The sequence below is a fragment of the Nitrospirota bacterium genome (assembly GCA_015233895.1).
Classification (GTDB): Bacteria; Nitrospirota; Thermodesulfovibrionia; order Thermodesulfovibrionales; family Magnetobacteriaceae; genus Magnetomonas.
Genome location: JADFXG010000008.1, coordinates 1 through 20,844, shown reverse-complemented (window position 1 = coordinate 20,844; position 20,844 = coordinate 1). Strand labels below are relative to the sequence as shown.

General features: G+C 43.2%; 18 protein-coding genes. 16 read left to right on the top strand and 2 right to left on the bottom strand.

Annotated elements, in window-relative coordinates; genetic code table 11:
• Nucleotides 1-6 precede the first annotated feature (6 nt).
• Both HQK88_07470 and HQK88_07465 read right to left on the bottom strand, forming a co-directional pair.
• Nucleotides 7-969 carry a sulfite exporter TauE/SafE family protein gene (locus HQK88_07470; GenBank protein MBF0616642.1) on the bottom strand — a complete coding sequence of 321 codons (963 nt, stop codon included), beginning with the start codon at nucleotides 967-969 and terminating at the stop codon, nucleotides 7-9.
• Between the two features lie 498 nt (nucleotides 970-1,467).
• Complete coding sequence (locus tag HQK88_07465) at nucleotides 1,468-1,953, bottom strand: hypothetical protein (GenBank protein ID MBF0616641.1); 486 nt, start codon at nucleotides 1,951-1,953, stop codon at nucleotides 1,468-1,470.
• A gap of 241 nt (nucleotides 1,954-2,194) precedes the next feature.
• Here HQK88_07465 and HQK88_07460 point away from each other — a divergent pair, with 241 nt between their 5' ends.
• From HQK88_07460 to nifJ, 16 genes are all read left to right on the top strand, one after another.
• Nucleotides 2,195-3,730, top strand: coding sequence for a HAMP domain-containing protein (locus tag HQK88_07460; protein MBF0616640.1), 1,536 nt, complete (start codon nucleotides 2,195-2,197; stop codon nucleotides 3,728-3,730).
• A 1-nt stretch (nucleotide 3,731) separates the two neighbouring features.
• Nucleotides 3,732-5,099 (top strand): sigma-54-dependent Fis family transcriptional regulator, encoded by a 1,368-nt coding sequence (locus tag HQK88_07455; protein MBF0616639.1) that lies wholly within the window; start codon nucleotides 3,732-3,734, stop codon nucleotides 5,097-5,099.
• A 140-nt stretch (nucleotides 5,100-5,239) separates the two neighbouring features.
• Complete coding sequence (locus HQK88_07450) at nucleotides 5,240-5,431, top strand: hypothetical protein (protein ID MBF0616638.1); 192 nt, start codon at nucleotides 5,240-5,242, stop codon at nucleotides 5,429-5,431.
• Nucleotides 5,424-5,684, top strand: a complete 261-nt coding sequence (locus tag HQK88_07445; GenBank protein ID MBF0616637.1) for a type II toxin-antitoxin system RelE/ParE family toxin — start codon at nucleotides 5,424-5,426, stop codon at nucleotides 5,682-5,684. Before HQK88_07450 ends, HQK88_07445 begins: the two co-directional genes overlap by 8 nt.
• Nucleotides 5,685-5,893: 209 nt before the next feature.
• On the top strand, nucleotides 5,894-7,105 hold the full coding sequence (locus tag HQK88_07440) for a pyrophosphate--fructose-6-phosphate 1-phosphotransferase (protein ID MBF0616636.1): 1,212 nt from the start codon (nucleotides 5,894-5,896) through the stop codon (nucleotides 7,103-7,105).
• 274 nt (nucleotides 7,106-7,379) lie between these two features.
• Nucleotides 7,380-7,670, top strand: a complete 291-nt coding sequence (locus HQK88_07435) for a hypothetical protein (GenBank protein MBF0616635.1) — start codon at nucleotides 7,380-7,382, stop codon at nucleotides 7,668-7,670.
• 118 nt (nucleotides 7,671-7,788) lie between these two features.
• On the top strand, nucleotides 7,789-9,579 hold the full coding sequence (locus HQK88_07430) for a hypothetical protein (protein MBF0616634.1): 1,791 nt from the start codon (nucleotides 7,789-7,791) through the stop codon (nucleotides 9,577-9,579).
• A 58-nt stretch (nucleotides 9,580-9,637) separates the two neighbouring features.
• Nucleotides 9,638-9,916 (top strand): STAS domain-containing protein, encoded by a 279-nt coding sequence (locus HQK88_07425; GenBank protein MBF0616633.1) that lies wholly within the window; start codon nucleotides 9,638-9,640, stop codon nucleotides 9,914-9,916.
• A gap of 45 nt (nucleotides 9,917-9,961) precedes the next feature.
• Nucleotides 9,962-10,327 (top strand): response regulator, encoded by a 366-nt coding sequence (locus HQK88_07420; GenBank protein ID MBF0616632.1) that lies wholly within the window; start codon nucleotides 9,962-9,964, stop codon nucleotides 10,325-10,327.
• Nucleotides 10,324-12,489 carry a chemotaxis protein CheA gene (locus tag HQK88_07415; protein MBF0616631.1) on the top strand — a complete coding sequence of 722 codons (2,166 nt, stop codon included), beginning with the start codon at nucleotides 10,324-10,326 and terminating at the stop codon, nucleotides 12,487-12,489. The genes HQK88_07420 and HQK88_07415 overlap by 4 nt, the downstream gene beginning before the upstream one ends.
• Before the next feature lie 205 nt (nucleotides 12,490-12,694).
• A complete protein-coding gene (locus HQK88_07410) occupies nucleotides 12,695-14,422 on the top strand; it encodes an NAD+ synthase (GenBank protein MBF0616630.1) in 1,728 nt (575 codons plus the stop codon).
• 11 nt (nucleotides 14,423-14,433) lie between these two features.
• Nucleotides 14,434-14,832 (top strand): hypothetical protein, encoded by a 399-nt coding sequence (locus HQK88_07405; GenBank protein MBF0616629.1) that lies wholly within the window; start codon nucleotides 14,434-14,436, stop codon nucleotides 14,830-14,832.
• The gene (locus HQK88_07400; GenBank protein ID MBF0616628.1) at nucleotides 14,783-15,256 is read left to right on the top strand and encodes a ferritin family protein; all 474 of its coding nucleotides are present in this window, start codon (nucleotides 14,783-14,785) and stop codon (nucleotides 15,254-15,256) included. The genes HQK88_07405 and HQK88_07400 overlap by 50 nt, the downstream gene beginning before the upstream one ends.
• Before the next feature lie 10 nt (nucleotides 15,257-15,266).
• Nucleotides 15,267-16,103 carry a 16S rRNA (cytidine(1402)-2'-O)-methyltransferase gene (rsmI, locus tag HQK88_07395; protein ID MBF0616627.1) on the top strand — a complete coding sequence of 279 codons (837 nt, stop codon included), beginning with the start codon at nucleotides 15,267-15,269 and terminating at the stop codon, nucleotides 16,101-16,103.
• Nucleotides 16,100-16,705 carry a phosphoribosylglycinamide formyltransferase gene (locus tag HQK88_07390; protein ID MBF0616626.1) on the top strand — a complete coding sequence of 202 codons (606 nt, stop codon included), beginning with the start codon at nucleotides 16,100-16,102 and terminating at the stop codon, nucleotides 16,703-16,705. The genes rsmI and HQK88_07390 overlap by 4 nt, the downstream gene beginning before the upstream one ends.
• A 239-nt stretch (nucleotides 16,706-16,944) precedes the next feature.
• The gene (gene nifJ / locus HQK88_07385; protein ID MBF0616625.1) at nucleotides 16,945-20,520 is read left to right on the top strand and encodes a pyruvate:ferredoxin (flavodoxin) oxidoreductase; all 3,576 of its coding nucleotides are present in this window, start codon (nucleotides 16,945-16,947) and stop codon (nucleotides 20,518-20,520) included.
• The last annotated feature ends 324 nt before the right edge of the window (nucleotides 20,521-20,844 follow it).

Genomic DNA, 20,844 nt, shown 5'->3' with positions numbered 1-20,844 from the left:
GAAAAATTATTTCCATACGTTAAGGCCTTTTAACAATGCCCTTAAACCTGCAAAAAGAAGCATTGTGATAACAACATATCTTACGGCAGAAGGCTTGGTCTTTGCCAATATCTTAACACCCACCATAGAGCCGAGCATTATTCCTATAATTGAGGGAACCACTATCATAGGCAGCACGGCGCCGTTATTAATGTATATCCAGGCAGCCGATGTATCGGTTATGGAAAGCAGAAATTTGCTTGTCGATACAGCCACCTTAAGAGGCGCTCCCATAAGGAGATTCAGTGTCGGCACATTTGCCCATCCTGCGCCAAGGCCAAACATGCCAGCCATTACACCTATTACGATAAACAGAAGAAATCCTTTAAAAGTTCTGTGGATTTTCCAGTTAATCTGCTGTCCTGTTGACACTTCATGATACACACCGGTTATTCTCAGAGCTGTGGAAAGGGCGTCAGCCTCTTTAACCTCAGGGAATTCAGACTTCTTAGCCATGATGATAATAATTACTATGCCAAGTATTGTTACACCGAGAGATATCTGAACAACATTAGTTGGCAGAGCAAGACCTATCATCGCACCCACTACAGCACATGCAGAGGCAATAAGCCCAACTGGCAGGGCAAGCCGTAAATCAGCCATACCTTTTTTTAAAAGCCCCGGACCTGCTGCCAATGCCCCGGCTAATGCCACCAACAACCCTGAACCTCTTACAAAATCAAGGTGAAATGGGAAAAACCCTCCCACAATTGGTACAAAAAGCACTCCGCCCCCTACACCTCCAAGCACCGCTACAATCCCAAGCACAAAGGTTAATACAAACAGGGAAAGCGGCCACACCCACCAGGATACATCTGCTGCTTTTTTAACTGGTTCATCCACTCCTGATGACGCAAATACACAGGTACATACACTAAGCACTACTACAACTACCATTGTTACCAACAGAAACTTTTTCAAAAACGGCATCTACATTGGCCTCCTTATTGGATTACTTGTATTTTGTAATTATACGTAACCTTATTATTCCTCAAATTATTTTTTTAGGTTTTTTTGAGCATTTTATCTCCCCGGTAACAAGATTAGCTTAAAAAAACATATAAAAGTATTAAAAACAGTTGATAAAATCTGTTTTAAATACTTTTATTCTAATTTTTGGTTAGTATAAACAAATTTGATAGTTTTTTCAATATTTTTTTTACAAACTACCCCTATATCAAAAAAACCGAATGGAAGGACACCCATAATTCTTTCTACTACTTTTAAAATATGAACCTAACAGATTGATTTTGTTAGATTCACGCATATAGAGATGGCAGCTTTTTTATGAAATCATTCTGCCATCATCTATATATCAAATTTATTTTTCAGAAAAATCTTTACTTCAACATTTACTCTCTCCTCTGTAAATAGTGTTTGTCTCTTATCAGTTACCGTTTTTAGCCACAAGAACCGATTGGCATTAAACTATGTCCTTACCGCACTTTCTGTTATTACAACCAGCGGGCATCTCAGATTTTTAAACAGATCGGGGAATTCTCTTTCCTTCTCTTCATCTGCCGTGTCCCAGTTATCTGATGAGTCCACGATGACATAAAGAATTTCCTTGTTGGATTCCGTGTAAGCTACTATCTCCTTTCTCAGGCTTCCGGTTTTTACCATGAGCTTGTGTTTGATTCTCTCACTATCCAGCTCCGAGAAGAATTTGTCCAGAAAAGCACTCTTTTCCTTTGTTTTAGTTAAGTACAGGACATCGAGTTCGGCATTTATTCTCTTACAGGTATTTATTGTGTACAACAGGGTTTTCCTGTCAATCCCTCTATCGGTGAGGGCAAGCAGCACCTTCCTGTTGTCAGCCATAAACTCTCTTGCCGAATCGAATTCACCCTCCTCTGCAAATGTTATAGCTGTAAACATTTTATCCATCTTCTCTGAAAACTTTTTTAATACCATTTTTTTACCTCCTTTAAGTTTCTTCTGATTATATGTATTTCAAAAACCGTGCCAAAGGTGTAACTGGCTGATATATAACGATTATTGTAAATGTTTTGAAATTTATGGGATAATACGGGGCAATCGGTTGTTGCATTATGCAATGCCCGATATAAGTACCTAATAAAATCAGGGAAAATACCCCTGTTGCATTTCCAGAGCCCCTGTTGCATTTTGCAACGAATGTGGTTTAATCTAAATCATGTTAGGTATATTTAAAAAGAAATCCAGTATAAGAAGAAAAATAGTGGCCAGCTACATTGTAATTCTGGCTATGCTCTTTTTGATTTCCATATTTGCCTTTGTAGAAATCGGGTTTATGGAAAAAAAGATAGTTTCCCTTGAGACAGTGTCTGAATTTGTAGATACAACACTTGAGATCAGGCGTTTTGAAAAAAACTATTTTCTCTATGGTAAGTCTGCCGACAGGGAGGAAAATGTCAAATATACCTTTAAGGCATTAGACTTGCTAAATAGCAATAAAGAAATATTTGAAACAGTGGTAAGCAAAGATAAAATTAATGAGATTGAGGACAAACTCAGACAGTACAACAAGTTAAGTGAAAACTTTTACAGTCTGTTTATCGCAGATACCAAATTTCCAGAGCGTGATGCATTAGAAAATAAGATAAGGACTCTTGGTAAAAACATAATGACGGCTGCAGGTAATATATCAATAATTGAAAAAACCAATCATAAGCGTACTCTTGCAAAGGCCCGGGTATTTATAGCCGCCTTAATAATAGCAATAACTCTGATGTTAGCGGCCATAGGGCACATAATTTCAAAGATGGTGGTAAAACCTCTGAAACAACTTGAGGACAGCATGAAAATAATATCGGAGGGAGGACTTACAAAGCTCTATGTTAATTCAAACGACGGCGAGATCCTTTCTTTAATAGACACCTTTAATAAAATGCTTCAGGACATAGAACTAAAACACCAGCATCTGATTCATTCCGAGAAACTTGCCTCCCTTGGGACCCTCCTTTCCGGAGTTGCCCATGAGCTTAACAATCCCCTTTCAAACATATCAACCTCCTGCCAGATACTGTCAGAGGAAATTGAAGAGACAGACCTGGATTATAAGAAACAACTCATCTGTCAGATAGATGAACAAACGGTAAGAGCCAGAAACATAGTAAGGTCTCTGCTTGACTTTTCAAGGGACAAGGATTTTTCACAAGACCCGATCCCTCTTAAAGAATTGGTGGAGGAGGTAATTGTTTTTATAAGAAACCGGTTACTCAATAAAATATCCGTAGTTATTGATATTGCGGAGGATATAACAGTTTTGGCCGACAAACAGAAACTTCAGCAGGTGTTTCTAAATCTTATAAGCAATGCGGCAGATGCTATAAATGAACAGGGGCAAATTTCAATAAGTGCCAAATCTAACGCTCTTAACCCGGTTGCTGTATTACCGCTTATGGGATTAGATGAGGGGGAGTGTATAAAAACCGGGCGTAAGAAATGTATCTATGGGGGGGAATCTGTTGATATTGAAATAAAAGATACGGGACAGGGTATTTCTGAAGAGGTTTTGCACAAGATATTCGATCCGTTTTTCACAACTAAGGATGTGGGTAAAGGGGCGGGGCTGGGACTTTATATAGTACATGAAATAGTAGGGGACCACGGCGGCTGTATAAGTGTAAAAAGCACTGCCGGCGAGGGGACAACATTTAAAATAAGAATTCCGTCAAAGGGTAATTTAATTAAAACACAGGGGTGTTAGCATGGAACGTATCCGGAAAATACTAATTGTAGATGATGAAAAAATAGCAATGGAAAACCTTAAACACGTAATGAAAAAGGAATCGTATGATGTGATGAGTACCCAAAGCGGCTCCCATGCACTTAAGCTTTTAGCTGAGAACGATTTCGATGTTGTCCTTACAGACTTAAAAATGGAATCTGTAGATGGAATGCAGATACTGAAAAGGTGTAAGGAACAGTATCCTGATACCGAGGTGATAATAATAACCGGTTATGCTACCCTTGAGTCGGCGGTAAATACAATAAAAGAGGGGGCTTTTTACTACATAGCAAAACCATTCAGACTGGATGAGGTACGAAAGGTAGTTAAAGAGGCGATGGAGAAGGTTTTACTTAAAAGAGAAAATAAGGCTTTGAAAGAGCAGATAGAAAATATCACAGGAAGAAGGCGGATAATAACTCAAAGCAAGAGCATAGAGGAACTGTTAAGTACGGCTCATCGGGTATCCCCAACAGACTGTAACGTTTTGATAATAGGGGAGAGCGGCACAGGAAAGGAGTTGTTTGCAAGGTTCATACATAAAAACAGCACAAGAAGTGCGGGACCGTTTGTAGGTCTCAATTGCAGCACACTTACCGGAGAGCTGCTTGCAAACGAACTTTTTGGCCACGAAAGAGGGGCATTTACAGGAGCCACTGCTGTCAAAAAGGGGCTCATGGAAATAGCAGAGGATGGGACACTGTTTTTGGATGAAATCACGGAGATGCCTCCTGTTATGCAGGCAAAGCTCTTGAGGGCTATTCAGGAAAAGGAGATTTTAAGGATAGGCGGCACCGAGCCGGTTACAATAAATGCAAGATTCATAGCGGCAACAAACAGAGATTTAGCCGATTCTATAAAAAGCGGGGATTTCCGCCAGGACCTGTACTATCGCCTGAATGTGGTAACTCTTCATTTACCACCCCTGAGTGAAAGAAAAGACGATATCCCGCTGCTTAGCTATTATTTCCTGAAGAAATACGCATCCATGTTTAAAAAGGACATAAGGGAAATCTCACAAGAGGCACTGGATATCTTAATGGATTACGATTTTCCTGGAAATGTAAGGGAACTTGAAAACATTATAGAGCGCGGCGTTATCATGGCAAACGGAAATATCCTCGATGAACATCATCTGCCGGAGGATATCCGTTCGCTTAGTATAAAAACCTTCAGGAAAAAGCAGGGACGAATTCTCACTCTTGAGGAACAGGAAATGGCCTACATTAAATGGGTGTTAAGAGAATTAAACGGCAACAAAACCATAGCCGCGGAAGCTCTTGGCCTTGACAGGGTGTCTCTTTGGCGAAAACTAAAAAAATACGAACTATCAGACAGTGTTGAGTAGAACTCTTTAACCTGCCTTTCAGCCTTTGAGAATGTTTGGCAAAATGAAATTTCCATGGATTTTTTTTAATTAAGAGATTGCTATAATACCTTATGTGGTGCTTTAGAGTTCGGGATTGAAAAGATTAGAAGAGGTGTAACATGAAAGGGATACAGTACATGATGGACGACAATGGTGATAGAACAGCTGTTGTCATAGACCTTAAAAAATACGGCAATGTGTGGGAGGACTTCTATGACAGCCTCACAGCGTCTGAGCGTAAGGATGAGCCGAGAGAATCCCTCGATACGGTTAAAAGGAAACTGATACAAAAAGGAAAACTTCTTGGGTGATTACTCTATTACGCTTACTCGCTCAGCCCGTAAAGAACTTGAATCTTTTGACGAACCACTCGTCTTACGGATATTCCTTAAGATAGAGTCGCTGGCAAAAGAACCACGGCCAAAAGGCTGCGTCAAACTAAAAGGTAACAATCACCTTTGGCGTATCCGTATAGAAGACTATAGGGTTATCTATTCGATAGACGACTTCAATACAGCACTGGATGTAATTGCCATCAGGCACAGAAGTAAAGTATATAGATAATGGCAGAGGTTTTTGTTTTATCTTGGATAAAAGTACAACACATCCGGCCTTTGAGTATGAAACAACCTTTGACCAAACCGTTCAAAATGAAAGTTTAAGATGTTTTACTAAATAAAAAAAAACATGTATAATTAGGCGTTGTTTTTATATTGATTATTGAAAATCAATCCCTGTTAAGGGATAGCACATAAAGAGAGCCAATAAGGAGGATGAACATGCCTAAAAAAGTAGCAATGCTGACGGCAGGCGGGCTTGCCCCTTGCTTAAGCGCAGCCGTGGGAGGTCTCATACAGCGTTATACGGAGATTTCCCCAAAAACGGAAATTATAGGATTTACCAACGGCTATGACGGACTTTTAAGAAAAAACTTTATGACCGTAAATAAGAAGGTGCGGGAAAAGGCGCATGTGTTTTATGAGTTTGGCGGCAGTCCGCTGGGTAACAGCCGGGTAAAACTCACAAATGTAAAAGATTGTGTAAAGAAAGGGCTTGTCAAAGAAGGACAGGATCCTCTTAAGGTAGCGGCAGAAAACCTTAAAGAGCTTGGCATCGAGGTGTTGCACACAATAGGCGGTGACGATACAAGTTTAACCGCTGCTGATTTGGCAAAGTACCTTCATGACAACGGCTATGAGCTTACTGTAATCGGTCTCCCCAAAACTGTTGATAACGACATCGTGCCAATAGTTCAAACTCTGGGCGCTTACACCGCAGCCGAGCATGGCGCTAATTTCTTTCTAAACGTTGCAGCAGAGTCATCGGCAAACCCCCGTATGCTCATCGTGCACGAGGTTATGGGGCGTAACTGCGGATACCTGACAGCTAAGACAGCCGAGGTATACCACGAAAAACTAAAGCATCTGGATTATATGGATTCTTTTGGGCTTTCAAAAGAAAGATACGACGTTGATGCCGTTTTAATCCCAGAGGTGGAATACGACATTGATAAACTGGCCGCTTATATAGATAAAAAACTCACTGACAACGACTGTGCCAACATATTTATCTCAGAGGGGGCAGGGGCTCTTGGTATAGTTAAGGAGCTTGAGTCAAAAGGACTTGAGGTACCGCGGGATGCATTTGGCCATGTTAAACTTGATAAAGTAAATGTAGGCCAATGGCACGCCGACTCATTGCTATCTAAGGCAAATGCCGGTAAAACCCTTGTGCAAAAAAGCGGCTACTATGCAAGAGCAGCACGTCCAATCCTACAAGACCTGATGCTGATTAAAGCCATGACTGACCTTGCCGTAGAGATGGCTGGAAAGGGCATCCCGGGGATTATCGGCCACGACGAGGAGAAAAAGGGAGTGCTGCGCTGCATTGAGTTTACACGCATTAAAGGCGGCAAACCGTTTAATGCAAAATTAGGCTGGTTTACTAATCTGCTTAAAGAAATCGGTCAGCCAGATCTTAAATAAATAAAGTAAGACTATACATAATACTCACTTAATGGAAAGGCACTGCTTGTTGATGCGGCGGTGCCTTTTTTGTTTCAAAACTGCCCCTTTGCTAGTAAAATAGAACCAGAATAAATCGCTTTAATCATTTTAATGATGGATTTACATGGAAAACTATAAAAATAGCTTGACAAAATGCCTTTAATATTGATAGCGTAACTAACAGGATGTAATTAAAGTTATGTTATGGAGGGTCTGTTTTGACAGCGTTTTGTGTTTATAACAGAGTAGCGTTATGTCCGTAAAAAAGGTTCCTTTGACGGCGGCTGCAGCTTTTGAGGCCTTCTCTAAGGCGCTTGAGGAATTTGACGAGGTAAGAGCAGAAAGAAAAAATTGCTGGGAGTACTATGACTGTGGAGTGGAAAAAAGCAGAAAGTGTTCTGCTTTTACAAAATCAGCGGGTAGAAGGTGCTGGCTTGTCGTAGGGACTCTTAGCGGTTCTGAGCCTGAATGTGAAAGGGCTAAACAGTTGAAAAGCTGCAAGGAGTGCACTTTTTACCAGAAAATCAAAAAAGGCGAGATATAGCCTTTCAAAGTGATTTTAATTAACCTTAACGGATTTTTGTTAACCGATAAGTCCTGCAATTCTGTTTCATGATTCTGCAAAAAAAGGGAAAAACGGCACAGGAGTGAGCGAAGATTTAGTGTTAAACAGCTTATGGGCGTCGCGTTTAGACGCCGCTGCAGCCGTTTTGTTTGACGTATCCAAAGAAACTGAAAATGAATTTCTTGAGCTCGGGGCTAATTTACAGAATTTCTCTTTTACCTGCATTGAAAATGCCTCCCACGCCGCCACATTGGTTCAGGCTTTGGAAAGCGGTGAGGCATTTAATGTCGTTATGATAGGAGAGCTGTTTGAAAAGGTTTATAATGAAATAGAAAAAACGGCTGATATAGTTGTTAAAGGCTCAAGGGGCATAACCGATATACTAGGGAACCTTAATAACATCCTGCAGCTTGAGGAGTTTCTTAAAAAATTATCACGCACCATATCAATAATAGGGACACTGATGCGTATAGAGTCTGCAAGGGCCGGTAATGCTGACTTTAATGTAACCACCGATGTCGTTGACAGCCTTGCCCGGCAGATAATTAAAGGCACTGCTGACATGGTGTTAAGCATAAAGGAGGCAAACACGGCAATTGATGCGATAAACAACCTCAGGGCCCCCTTCGTCAGTCTGTATGAGCATGAGCTTGCCAGCGCCAAAGGCCGTATTAAAGGAATACTTGAAAAAATCCACGCTATGGCAGATCAGGCCAAATGGCTTTGCGAACGAATAAGCCACCGGGCATACAAAATATCGCCAGAACTGGGTGAGGTTGTAACGGCTATCCAGTTTCACGATATAACACGGCAGCAGATGGAGCATGTGGCTGAGGTCATGCACGAAATAAATGCTAAAATGACAGACTTTTACAATTTGGACGAAAAGGGGAAATATACCCTGATTCGATGGATGCACGATGCTCTGAAGATCCAGATTTCGCAGTTACAGTTTGTGCTTTCAGAGACCGAAAAAGCAGCACATAAGATTTCCTCCTCTTTGTCTAAAGTGTCTGAGCTTCAGGGGGCGCAGGCCGAGGATGCCACTACCATTTTGGATGAGGAGCAGTCTGGTAAAGACAGGATAAAGCGAATGGGCCATGTGCTTGAGGCGCTCTTAGATGTGCTTACCACTGTGAATTACACTACAACTTCAATGATAAACAACATAACCGGAACCTCATCCAAGCTTGATGGGATGACAGTCCAGGTTACCAATATACGAACCATCAGCGACAATATGAACTTGTTAGCCCTCAACTCCATAATCAAGGTGGCCCGCACAGGCTCAGCCGGACATGGACTGGGGGTGTTAGCAGAGGAAATCAGTAAGCAATCAAAAAGCGCTCAGAACAGGATAGATGAAGGGGCAAAAATAATAAACGATGTTTTAGTTACATCGGCAGACTTTACAAAATCCCTTAACATCAGACTTAAGCAACAGGTAAGCTCATCTGAGATGATTACAAGGGAGACCAATAAGGCGCTTGAAAAACTTCTTGAAGGCGATAAGGAACTCATGACGGCAATGAGCGGAATTTCTCATAGTGCAAAGAACTTAGAAACAGAAATAGCACACGTAATCTCAAGTATTAATTTTGACAAAATAATACGAGACAAATTAACCGCTGTTGCCGCTGAAATAGAGAGTGTGCTTAATGAGGTTAGAGAGAAAATCCCTGATCATATTTACGATCATATTGATTATACCCCTGATTTAAACGACATGCTTCAGCGCTACACCATGGACTCGGAACGGTTGATTCATAAAGACACGTTGGGACAAGATGAGGAGGGGGCTGATGCGCTTTTATGGGGTGAGGAAAGTGCCGCCGGCTCAGATTCTCAAAAAGAAGATGACCTTGGTGATAATATTGAACTTTTTTGACTTTACAAATAATGATTTGTTATACTTTCACATTCTCAGGTAAAAAGGTGGTGCAATTATGTTTTCTCATAAGTTGGACAAAAGCGGTGAGCTGGCTTTAGAAGGCGATTTAACTTTACAAAACATTAAAGATGTAAAGGATGCACTGCTTAATGCGATAAATAAAGCAAGCGCAGTAACACTGAATTTAAGCAGGGTGGCTGATGTGGATTTCTCGTTTTTGCAACTGTTGCGAGCAGCCCAAAAATCGTGTGAAATAAGGGAAAAAACACTGACACTTGAAAATGTGCCTAAGCGGTATCAAGAGCTGGCCGATGAGTCTGGTTTTGCACATTGACATGGTGCATTGCTTTGTCAGAAAAATAGGCGTGGAGGCTTAAATATGAGTAAAACAATAATGACAGTGGATGACTCTGCGAGCGTCAGGCAGATGGTGAGCTTCACTTTAAAAGGCGCCGGATATACGGTTGTAGAGGCGGTGGACGGTAAGGATGCTCTCACTAAGATAACGGGAGCACCGGTAAATATGGTGATTACCGACCTTAACATGCCAAACCTGGACGGCATCGGTCTGATAAGGGCAATAAGAGCGCTTCCCGACTTTAAGTTTATCCCTATCATAATGCTTACGACAGAGTCTCAGGATACACGAAAGCAGGAGGGTAAATCGGCAGGTGCTACCGGCTGGATAGTGAAACCGTTTAAACCTGATCAACTGTTAGGAGTTGTTAAGAAGGTGCTTGGATGAGCAGCGATGAGGGATTAGATAAGGGACGGGAGATATTTATAGAGGAGGCTCAGGAGCTCTTAACCGAGCTTGAGTCTGCATTGCTTGAGCTTGAGGAAAACCCGGCTGATACTGAGCTTGTGGGACGCGTCTTTAGAGCAATGCACACGATAAAAGGCTCTGGCGCCATGTTTGGCTATGACGATATCGCTAAATTTACCCACGAGGTGGAAACAACTTTTGACATGGTTAGAAACGGTGAGATACCGGTAACTACGAATCTGATTAATCTAACCCTTATGGCAAGAGACCAAATCAGAACAATGATAGAGGCCTCTCAGGGAGGGCCTCAGGTTGATGAGGCCAGATCAAAAGAAATCATATCCGGCTTTAAGCTCGTCATGGCCAAAGACAGTGATGAAAAAGAGGTTGCCAGCGCTGAAAGTGTAACCGCTACCGATACAAGCACTACCGCGCAGAAGGAGGCACCAATAGGGCGCGTATCCATTGTCACATACCGGGTGAGATTTCGTCCGGCACCGGAGTTGTTTGCTACCGGCACAAATCCCATCCTGCTGCTGAATGAACTCAGGGAGGTCGGCAAGGCTACCATTGTAGCCCAAACCGATGCCATTCCGACTTTGGAGGACTTTGACCCTGAGACGTGTCTTACCTACTGGGATATTGTAATTACAACCGATAAGGGAATTGATGCTATAAAAGATGTATTTATTTTTGTAGAGGACTTATGTGAGGTAAAAATAGAGACAATAGATGAGGGCGGAGTATTTGACGAGGATGAGCGGCATCTGAAACTTGGTGAGATACTGCTTTCCAGGGGAGATGTCCGTCTGGATGACCTTAAGGGTGTTTTGGGTAAGCAAAAGAAGGTAGGACAGATCTTAGTAGAGCTTGGGATTACTGATGAGTCACATGTAACATCTGCTCTTGCCGAACAAAAACACATTAAGGAGGTAAAAGAACAGAAACAAAAGACAGACGCTGCTTCAATCAGGGTTCCCTCGGAAAAACTGGATAAACTTGTGGATTTGGTAGGGGAGCTTGTTACAGTGCAAGCTCGTTTAAGCCAGACAGTTACGGATTTCAGTGACGGCGTGCTCATGTCTATTTCAGAAGAGGTAGAACGGCTTACGTGGGAACTGAGAGACAATACAATGAGTATAAGAATGCTTCCGATAGGCTCGACATTCAGTAAGTTTAAAAGACTGCTCAGGGACTTGTCGGCAGACCTTGGCAAAGAGGTCAACCTGACCACAGACGGGGCTGATACGGAACTGGATAAGACTGTGATAGAGAAGCTCAATGATCCGCTAGTACATATTATAAGAAACAGTGTGGATCACGGCATAGAGCAGCCGGATGTCAGAGTTGCTGCCGGAAAGAGCAGATATGGGACAGTGCATTTGACAGCCGGGCACTCCGGCGCTAACGTGTTGATTCAGATACAGGATGACGGCAAAGGGCTTGATAAGGACGTGTTGTTTGCAAAAGCCGTGGAAAAGGGCATTATCCAGCCGGATGCTGAGCTAAGTGAAAAGGAGATATTTTCGTTAATATTTGCGCCAGGGTTTTCAACCGCACAGAAGCTGACAAGCGTATCCGGGCGCGGTGTGGGTATGGACGTAGTGAAGCGAAATATTGAGGCACTTCGGGGCACTGTTGATATAAAGAGCACACTTGGAGTTGGAACAACAATAACGTTAAAGCTGCCACTGACGCTTGCCATAATAGACGGACTTTTGGTAAAGGTTGCAGATGATTTCTTTGTTATTCCGCTTTCTGTGGTACAAGAGTGCGTAGAGTTAACAAAAGAAGACATTGCGAGAATGCACAACAGGCACATTTCTAATGTAAGAGGCGCCATTGTACCCTACATAGTGGTAAGAGAGCACTTTTTGGTGGATGGTCCCAGGCCGGAGGTTGAGCAAATTGTGGTTACCGAGGTTGAGGACAAGAGGGTTGGATTTGTTGTTGACTACGTAATAGGTGAACACCAGACGGTTATAAAGACTCTTGGCCGGATTTACAGGGATGTGGAGGGAATATCAGGCGCTACAATTTTAGGCGATGGCACTGTTGCATTAATAATGGATATTCCAAAACTTGTCAGCGTTGTGGAAAAAATTGAATCCAGCTCGTATGAAACTGCGCTGAGTGCGTAAACTGTAAACTTATTTTCGTTTCTATAAACTTTCTCGTAATTGCTTTTTAGATTATTTTCCACATCATAGAAATTATAAATAAAGGACGAAAAATAGAGATTTTTTCCGCAGATTGCCCAGATTTTCGCAGATTTATATTTTTTTCATCTGCGTTTATCTGTGTCATCTGCGGATTAATATTCTCAAAATGATGTATAATTAACGGATGAAGACGCTCAGGGTTGCCCTTGCCCAGATTAATCCCACAGTTGGGGATATTAAGGGTAATACGGAAAAAATCATTGATTACATCGAGAGGTCTAAGACTCTCTGTGCCGATATTGTTGCTTTTCCTGAGCTTGCCATAACTGGATATCCTCCGGAGGATTTGCTTCTTAAACCAGGCTTTATCAGAGATAACGTAAAGTCGCTTCAGGAAATTCAAAAACATACGCAGGGGATAGCTGCCATTATTGGATTTGTTGACATGAAAGAGGATATTTATAATGCCGCCGCAATTTTTTATAATTATAACCTATGTGACGTTTACCATAAACTGTATCTTCCAAACTACGGCGTATTTGACGAAATACGGTATTTTAAACAGGGCAGTTCGCTGCCAATTTATGAGGTGGCAGGGTGTAAGATAGGGGTCAGTATATGTGAGGATATATGGTACCCGGAGGGGCCTCCCTACACACAAGCCCTGCACGGGGCTGAGGTAGTTATCAACATTAACGCCTCTCCGTATGGCTTAAATAAATTTAAAATGAAAGAGGCAATGCTAAAAACCCGCGCCTTTGACTGCCGCTCCTTTGTGGCATACTTAAACATGACAGGGGGGCAGGATGAGCTCGTGTTTGACGGTCGCAGCCTCATTGTCAGCCCAAGAGGCGATATAATAATGACTGGAGCGGCATTTTCCGAGGAGTTGATTGTAGCCGATCTTGATTTGGAAAGCGTCTTTCACCTTAGGCTTCAGGATCCGCGAAACAGGCAAAGAGCTGCACATTCAGGGAATAACTTTGAAATCAGGCATGTTTTTATATCTGACAATGAAGCTGATTCCAGGACTGTTCTGCCACAGATTCAAAAGCCGCAAATGGATACGGAAGAAGAGGAGGTATATACCGCTCTTGTTACCGGCACCCGTGACTACATACAAAAAAACGGTTTTAACTCCGTCGTGATTGGGTTAAGCGGAGGGATTGACTCCTCGCTGGTTGCTGCAATTGCAGTGGATGCACTGGGAAAGGAAAATGTGCGGGGAGTTTTTATGCCCTCCATGTTTACATCAGATGAGTCAGGAGCTGACGTGTATGATTTGGCACGGCGGCTTGATATATCGGTTGATGAGATTCCGATAGCGGATATTTTTAATTCATATCTCAATTCGCTTGGTAGTTTTTTTAAGGATAAACCGCGTGACATAACAGAGGAAAATCTGCAGGCAAGGGTGCGCGGGAACCTGCTTATGGCATTTTCAAACAAGTTTGGCAGCATGGTTTTAACAACCGGCAATAAGTCTGAAATGTCGGTGGGTTATGCCACTTTATATGGGGATATGGCAGGAGGGTTTGCCGTCATCAAAGATGTGCCGAAAGTTATGGTGTATAGGCTGTGTATATGGAAAAACAAAAACACTGCGGTAATTCCTGAGTCAGTTTTAACCAAAGCTCCTACAGCAGAGCTAAGGGCTAATCAAAAAGACACTGATAGTTTGCCTCCCTATGAAACACTTGACCCAATCATTGAGGCTTACATAGAAAATGATATGAGTTTTGAGGAGATAACAGCACATGGCTTTGGGGCAGAGCCGGTAAAGAGGGCAATAAGCCTCATAGACAGAAGCGAGTACAAGAGGAGACAGTCACCCCCCGGAGTTAAGATAACCGGACGTGCCTTTGGTAAAGACAGGCGTTTTCCCATCACTAACGGTTACCGTGGTGTGTGAGAGGATTATAAATGGCACGATTTTTAATTATTTGCCTCTGCTGCTTTTCTATAACTTCAGCTGCTTGCAGCAAAGGAGGAGGAGGGGGAAACGCATCATCTGTAAATGTAGATAACAGAAGCGCTGAGGTAAAGGCAATACAAGATAATGCGACTGCACAGAGTGTTCCGTTTGAAGTCAGAAAGGACGCCCAGCTGACTGCCATACCGCCTCAGAAGAAATCAACTCACGTAAAGGTCAGAAAGGACGCCAAGGGCTCCTACAGTTGGGAACTCAGCGGCGATGATATAAAGGATATAATAAAACTGGACAGGGAGATGCGAAAGTCATTCCCTGAGGCATTAACTAAAGGAGGTAAGAATGGAAAGTTATTCGATAAGAGAAGTGCTGGAGATGGCAGTGAGGACTGAGATGCTTGGGAATTCGTACTATACCGAGTTGGCGGCTAAATTTAAAAACGATTCTGAATTTAACAGTCTTTTTACAAAACTGGCAGATGCTGAGAAGTCCCACATAGTGGTTTTTACAGCGTTGCGGGAAAAACTGGGAAATGACGAGCCCGAGGGCTGGCAGGAGGTTTCAGAGTATATGCGGGCTTATGTAGAGTCTGCGTTTTTTCTTGGCAAAGACAAGGCAATGCTCCACATGACTAATGTAACCGAACCTATGGGCGCTGTGTTGCTTGCTATGGGATTTGAAAAGGAAACCCTGCTTTTTTTCCATGCTCTCAGAGATGCTGTCACAGAAAAGAACATACTGGATGAGGTGATAAATGAAGAGAAAAAACACATCCTGTGGCTTTCTAAACTTAAAGAACACTATGTCAGAGGCTAACTGTTAAAAGATGAAAGGCGACCTTTATGTAGTATCCACTCCGATAGGCAACCTTGAGGACATCACACTCAGAGCTCTTAGGGTGCTGAAAGAGGTGGACATTATAGCGGTAGAGGACACAAGACGCACGATAAAACTCTTAAACCACTTCGACATCTCTAAACCAATGATCAGCTACTACAGGGAAAAGGAACGGGTACGGTCGCAGGAGGTTATAGATAAGATAAATGACGGTTTCAGCGCAGCACTTGTGACCGATGCCGGAACTCCAGGAATATCTGACCCTGGTGAGGTACTTGTAAAAGAAGCTATAGCTGCCGGAATTAACGTTATAGCAGTACCAGGAGCCACAGCACATACGGCGGCTCTTTCCATCTCAGGGCTTCCCACAGGCAGGTTCACCTTTGCCGGTTTCCTGTCCAGTAAACCCACACACAGGAAAAAGCAGCTTGCTGAGCTTAAGGGGATTGACAACACGTTGGTGTTTTATGAGGCACCGCACAGGATTTTGGAGTTCCTTGATGATCTGCTTGAGGTCTTTGGTAACAGGGAAATGTCCCTTTCCAGAGAAATCACAAAAATGTACGAGGAAACGCTGAGAGGTTCGGTTTCATATGTGCTGGAGGAAATTAAAGAGCACACGATAGCAGGTGAGTATGTAGCTGTGGTAGCTGGCATAGAGCCGGTAAGCGTTTCCTTTGCTGATGCACTGAAAGAAGTCAGAGGGCTAATCAGTGCCGGAGCAAAACGAAAAGAGGCAGTTGAAGAGGTCTCTCTTGCAACCGGCATCAGTAAGAAACTTCTGTATAAGGAAAGCTTAGAAACTGACGGAGTGAACATAGTATGACAAAAGTGGGAGTGCTGGCCTCAGGGCGCGGCTCTAATTTTCAATCTATAATAGATGCCGTCAAAAGCGGATATCTGAATGTTTCTATTGAGTGTCTTATTACAAATAACGCAGATGCCTTTGCCATAGAAAGGGCAAAAGCCTACGGCATTACCTCAATGGCCATTTTAGAGAAAGATTTTAGAACTAAAGACGATTACTATAGAAAAATAACAACCGAACTTCAAACATTAGGGGTCAACCTTGTCGTTTTAGCCGGATTTATGAAACTCGTTGGTAAAGCATTGATTGAGGCCTTTCCGATGAGGATTATGAACATTCATCCTGCACTTTTGCCGTCCTTTAAAGGGCTCCACGCTCAGAGACAAGCCCTTAAGTACGGGGTAAAGATATCTGGCTGCACTGTGCATTTTGTAGATGAGGGATTAGATACGGGGCCAATAATAATTCAGGCTGCAGTGCCTGTATTATCTAATGATACGGAGGATACTCTGTCAGAACGGATACTTAAGTATGAACATGAAATATATCCCCGTGCAATTAAACTTTTTGCTGATGGTGCACTTTCTTTTGAAGGCAGAGTGGTTAAAATAGCTGAGTAAAAACACGTAATCATTTTACCCAACAAAAAACGCTAAAAACCTAAATTTATATTTATGATTACTTGAAATTATTTGTAGTGATAATTTATACTTTTGTCAACTGTATTTTGAATTAAGTTAAAAATGGCATGATATAATTGCCGTTTAAAGCGGGGAACCAAAGCACGAAAAGGCTTTAGTAATTTTGGCGGATTTGACAGTCAAAACGAATAACAAATTAAAATGATGGAGGGAAGTATATGAGTAGAAAGATGGTAACTATGGACGGTTGTACGGCTTGCGCACATACTGTTCATGCTACAAACGAAATAATAACAATTTATCCGATTACGCCGTCATCACCGATAGCGGAAATTTGCGATTCTAAATCAGCCGCCGGACAGCTCAACATATGGGGCTCTGTGCCAAAAGTCGGTATGATGCAATCTGAGGCCGGTGTGGCCGGTGCTGTGCACGGCTCCCTTGCTGCCGGCGCTGTTGCCACCACATGTACATGCTCCCAGGGACTCCTTCTCATGGTTCCAAATATGTACAAAATAGCCGGTGAGCTGACCCCCACCGTGTTTCACATCACTGCGCGTTCACTTGCCTGTCAGGGTCTTTCCATATTCGGTGACCACTCAGACGTTATGGCTACAAGAGGCACAGGTTTTGCCCTCCTCGCTTCCAGAAACGTTCAGGAGGCTATGGACTTTGCTCTCATCGCTCAGGCCGCCACTTTAGAGTCACGTATTCCTTTTCTGCATTTCTTTGACGGATTCAGAACCTCACATGAGCTTGCAAAAATTGAAGAGGTCACTTTTGACGACATGAAGGCCATGATTGACAACAGCAAAATTGTGGAGCACCGCATGAGAGGTCTAACTCCTGACAGACCCTCTATGCGCGGTACCGCACAGAACCCGGATGTTTATTTCCAGGGTCGTGAAACTGTCAATAAGTACTATAACTCAGTGCCTGGCATAGTCCAAAAAGCTATGGATAAGTTTGCTAAGCTAGTTGGCCGTCAGTACAAGCTTTTCGAATATCACGGTGCTCCTGATGCCGAGCGAATTGTTGTTGTTATGGCCTCCGGCGGTGAGGTTGTACAAAGTACAGTTGACTATTTAAACGCTAAGGGCGGAAAAGTCGGTGTTATACATGTAAGACTCTACAGACCTTTTGATACGGCAGCATTTGCATCCGAAATACCTGCCTCAGTGAAATCCATCGTCGTGTTGGACAGAACGAAAGAGCCAGGCGCTACCGGCGAACCCTTATACCTTGACGTCAGAACAGCCGTCGGTGAGGCTATAGAACAAGGTATCGGCAAACTTAAGAAGTATCCGGTAATCGTAGGCGGTCGTTACGGCCTTGGTTCCAAAGACTTTACGCCTGCTATGGCAAAAGCTGTCTTTGACAACCTCTCGGAGAGCAAACCCAAAAACCACTTCACCGTCGGTATTAACGACGATGTTACAAACACAAGCCTTAAGTACGACCCGTCATTTGACATAGAAGGCGAGGGGACAGTACGTGCGATGTTCTATGGCCTTGGAGCAGACGGCACTGTCGGAGCTAACAAAAATACAATTAAAATTATCGGCAGCGAGACCACTAATCATGCTCAGGGCTATTTCGTGTACGACTCTAAGAAGTCAGGCTCTATTACCACCTCGCATGTCCGCTTCGGTAAAGGCAATATCACATCCCCTTACCTTATATCCAAAGCGAACTTTATCGCCTGCCATAACACGTCATTTCTCGAAAAATACAACATGCTTGGCAATGCCGAGGAGGGCGCCATATTTCTGTTGACCACCTCCCACGGTAAAGATGAAGTGTGGGATAGTTTACCTAAAGAAGTGCAAGAGGCGTTAATTGCCAAAAAAATGAAGTTTTATATAATTGACGCTATAGCGCTGGCAGAGGAACTAGGACTGGGTAACAGAATCAATATGATAATGCAGACAGCCTTCTTTGTAATCTCCGGCGTTGTAACCAAAGATGAGGCTATCACAGCCATCAAGCGGGAAATCAAGAAGACTTATCAGAAGAAAGGCGATAAAGTCGTTGAAATGAACTATGCGGCAGTGGACAAGGCTATCGCCAATATTGTAGAAGTACCGGTGCCTGCTAAGGCCACAAGTAAGTTAACGATGCGTAAAGCCGTCTCTGACGATGCTCCGGCGTTTGTTAAGAACGTAACGGCTAAAATAATTGAGGGATACGGTGATGCACTCCCAGTATCTGCGATGCCGATTGACGGTACGTGGCCCACTGCAACCACCCAGTACGAAAAGAGAAACATAGCGCTGCATATCCCTGTGTGGGAACCGGACGCTTGCATTCAGTGCGGCACGTGTTCGTTTGTATGCCCGCATGCTTCTATAAGAATAAAGGCTTATGATCCCTCCAATCTGGCAAGTGCGCCTAAAGAGTACAAATCGGTGGATGCTACAGGTAAGGAATTTGCCGGTATGAAGTTTACAGTTCAGGTAGCGCCTGAGGACTGCGTTGGCTGCGGGTCATGCGTAGAGGTATGCCCTGGCCGTAAGAAAGATGCAGCTGGGAAACGCACCGAGGTTAAAGCTATCAACATGGGTTTGCAAGAGCCAATTCGTTATAAAGAGGCCGACAACTACAAGTTCTTCCTAAATCTCCCTGAAACAGACCCCTCAAAATACAAAATCAATACCCTTAAGGGAAGTCAGCTCGTAAGACCGCTGTTTGAGTACTCCGGTTCTTGTGCAGGCTGCGGCGAGACCCCATATCTTAAACTTCTCACTCAGCTCTTTGGCGACAGACTTATGGTAGCTAACGCCACCGGTTGTTCCTCTATCTATGGCGGTAACCTGCCTACCACGCCTTATGCTAAGAGAGCAGACGGCAGAGGACCAAGTTGGGCAAACTCCCTGTTTGAGGACAATGCCGAGTTTGGTCTCGGTATGAGGCAGACAGTTGATAAGTTTAACGCACAGGCAGGCGAACTTCTTGACACATTAAGCCCTAAGTTTTCCGGGCAGAAGCCACTCATTGATGCAATCAAAAACGCCGACCAGACCAACTTAGAGGGTATTGAGGCACAAAGGGCAAGGGTTGCCGATCTTAAAAAAATCCTTGCAGGAGATACCTCCGATGAGGCTAAGAGTCTCATATCACTTGCCGACTATCTTATTGAAAAATCTGTCTGGGTGATTGGCGGAGATGGCTGGGGTTATGACATCGGTTATGGCGGAGTTGACCAGGTGCTGGCCTCCGGTGAAAACATAAATATTCTTATAATGGACACCGAGGTTTATTCAAATACCGGTGGACAGATGTCAAAGGCAACACCTAGGGGAGCTGTCGCACAGTTTGCCGCTGGTGGTAAGAGAACAGGCAAAAAGAACATAGGCTTAATCATGTCAACATACGGCCATGTTTATGTTGCACAGGTGGCCTTTGGAGGCAATCCGGCTCAGACAATAAAAGCATTTGTTGAGGCTGAAGCGTATAAAGGCCCATCGCTTATAATTGCCTACTCAACCTGTATCGCACAGGGAATAAACACCACTAAGTCAGTAGAAATAATGAAAGAAGCAGTCAGCACAGGTTATTGGCCGTTATACAGGTATAACCCTGCACTTGAGGCTGAGGGTAAAACCCCTATGCAGTTAGACAGCAAAGAACCGGCTGGCTCACTGGCCGATTACTGCTATGCTCAGAACAGATACCAGCAACTGAGGGTATCGAAGCCTGAGATTGCAGCAAAGCTTATGAAAGAAGCCGAAGCCGATGTCAAGAGGAGATGGAATATCCTTAAACACTGGGCAAGCTGGACACCTTCTGAATAAGGAACATTAGATAATACGTCAGGGGAGGGACTCTGTCCCTCCCCTAATACCAATTAGAGACCGTTGCGAAATCCTCAGAACTGAGAAGGAGTATTTTCCAATTAAGGAAATTTTTTGATTTACCTGTCTTTAATCTCTTACATTATTCTATTTTCTTGTTTTTCATCATATTTAATTTCCATATTATGCTTAAATCTGAGAGTGTTCAAAAAACTGTGTCATGAAGTCTAATTAGAGAGCATTTTTTGGAAAGTATATTTTCAGAAACTGCCTAACTGAATTATATTATCAGTTATAACAAAAAGGAGGCATGACACAATGAGT

Coding starts and splice junctions, on each gene's coding strand:
- HQK88_07425 (MBF0616633.1), top strand. CDS start 9,638: ATGTTTTCTCATAAGTTGGACAAAAGCGGTGAGCTGGCTTTAGAAGGC.
- HQK88_07470 (MBF0616642.1), bottom strand. CDS start 969: ATGCCGTTTTTGAAAAAGTTTCTGTTGGTAACAATGGTAGTTGTAGTA.
- HQK88_07450 (MBF0616638.1), top strand. CDS start 5,240: ATGAAAGGGATACAGTACATGATGGACGACAATGGTGATAGAACAGCT.
- HQK88_07440 (MBF0616636.1), top strand. CDS start 5,894: ATGAACATGCCTAAAAAAGTAGCAATGCTGACGGCAGGCGGGCTTGCC.
- HQK88_07465 (MBF0616641.1), bottom strand. CDS start 1,953: ATGGTATTAAAAAAGTTTTCAGAGAAGATGGATAAAATGTTTACAGCT.
- HQK88_07460 (MBF0616640.1), top strand. CDS start 2,195: ATGTTAGGTATATTTAAAAAGAAATCCAGTATAAGAAGAAAAATAGTG.
- HQK88_07390 (MBF0616626.1), top strand. CDS start 16,100: ATGACAAAAGTGGGAGTGCTGGCCTCAGGGCGCGGCTCTAATTTTCAA.
- nifJ (MBF0616625.1), top strand. CDS start 16,945: ATGAGTAGAAAGATGGTAACTATGGACGGTTGTACGGCTTGCGCACAT.
- HQK88_07415 (MBF0616631.1), top strand. CDS start 10,324: ATGAGCAGCGATGAGGGATTAGATAAGGGACGGGAGATATTTATAGAG.
- HQK88_07435 (MBF0616635.1), top strand. CDS start 7,380: ATGTCCGTAAAAAAGGTTCCTTTGACGGCGGCTGCAGCTTTTGAGGCC.
- HQK88_07400 (MBF0616628.1), top strand. CDS start 14,783: ATGGAAAGTTATTCGATAAGAGAAGTGCTGGAGATGGCAGTGAGGACT.
- HQK88_07410 (MBF0616630.1), top strand. CDS start 12,695: ATGAAGACGCTCAGGGTTGCCCTTGCCCAGATTAATCCCACAGTTGGG.
- HQK88_07420 (MBF0616632.1), top strand. CDS start 9,962: ATGAGTAAAACAATAATGACAGTGGATGACTCTGCGAGCGTCAGGCAG.
- rsmI (MBF0616627.1), top strand. CDS start 15,267: ATGAAAGGCGACCTTTATGTAGTATCCACTCCGATAGGCAACCTTGAG.
- HQK88_07455 (MBF0616639.1), top strand. CDS start 3,732: ATGGAACGTATCCGGAAAATACTAATTGTAGATGATGAAAAAATAGCA.
- HQK88_07405 (MBF0616629.1), top strand. CDS start 14,434: ATGGCACGATTTTTAATTATTTGCCTCTGCTGCTTTTCTATAACTTCA.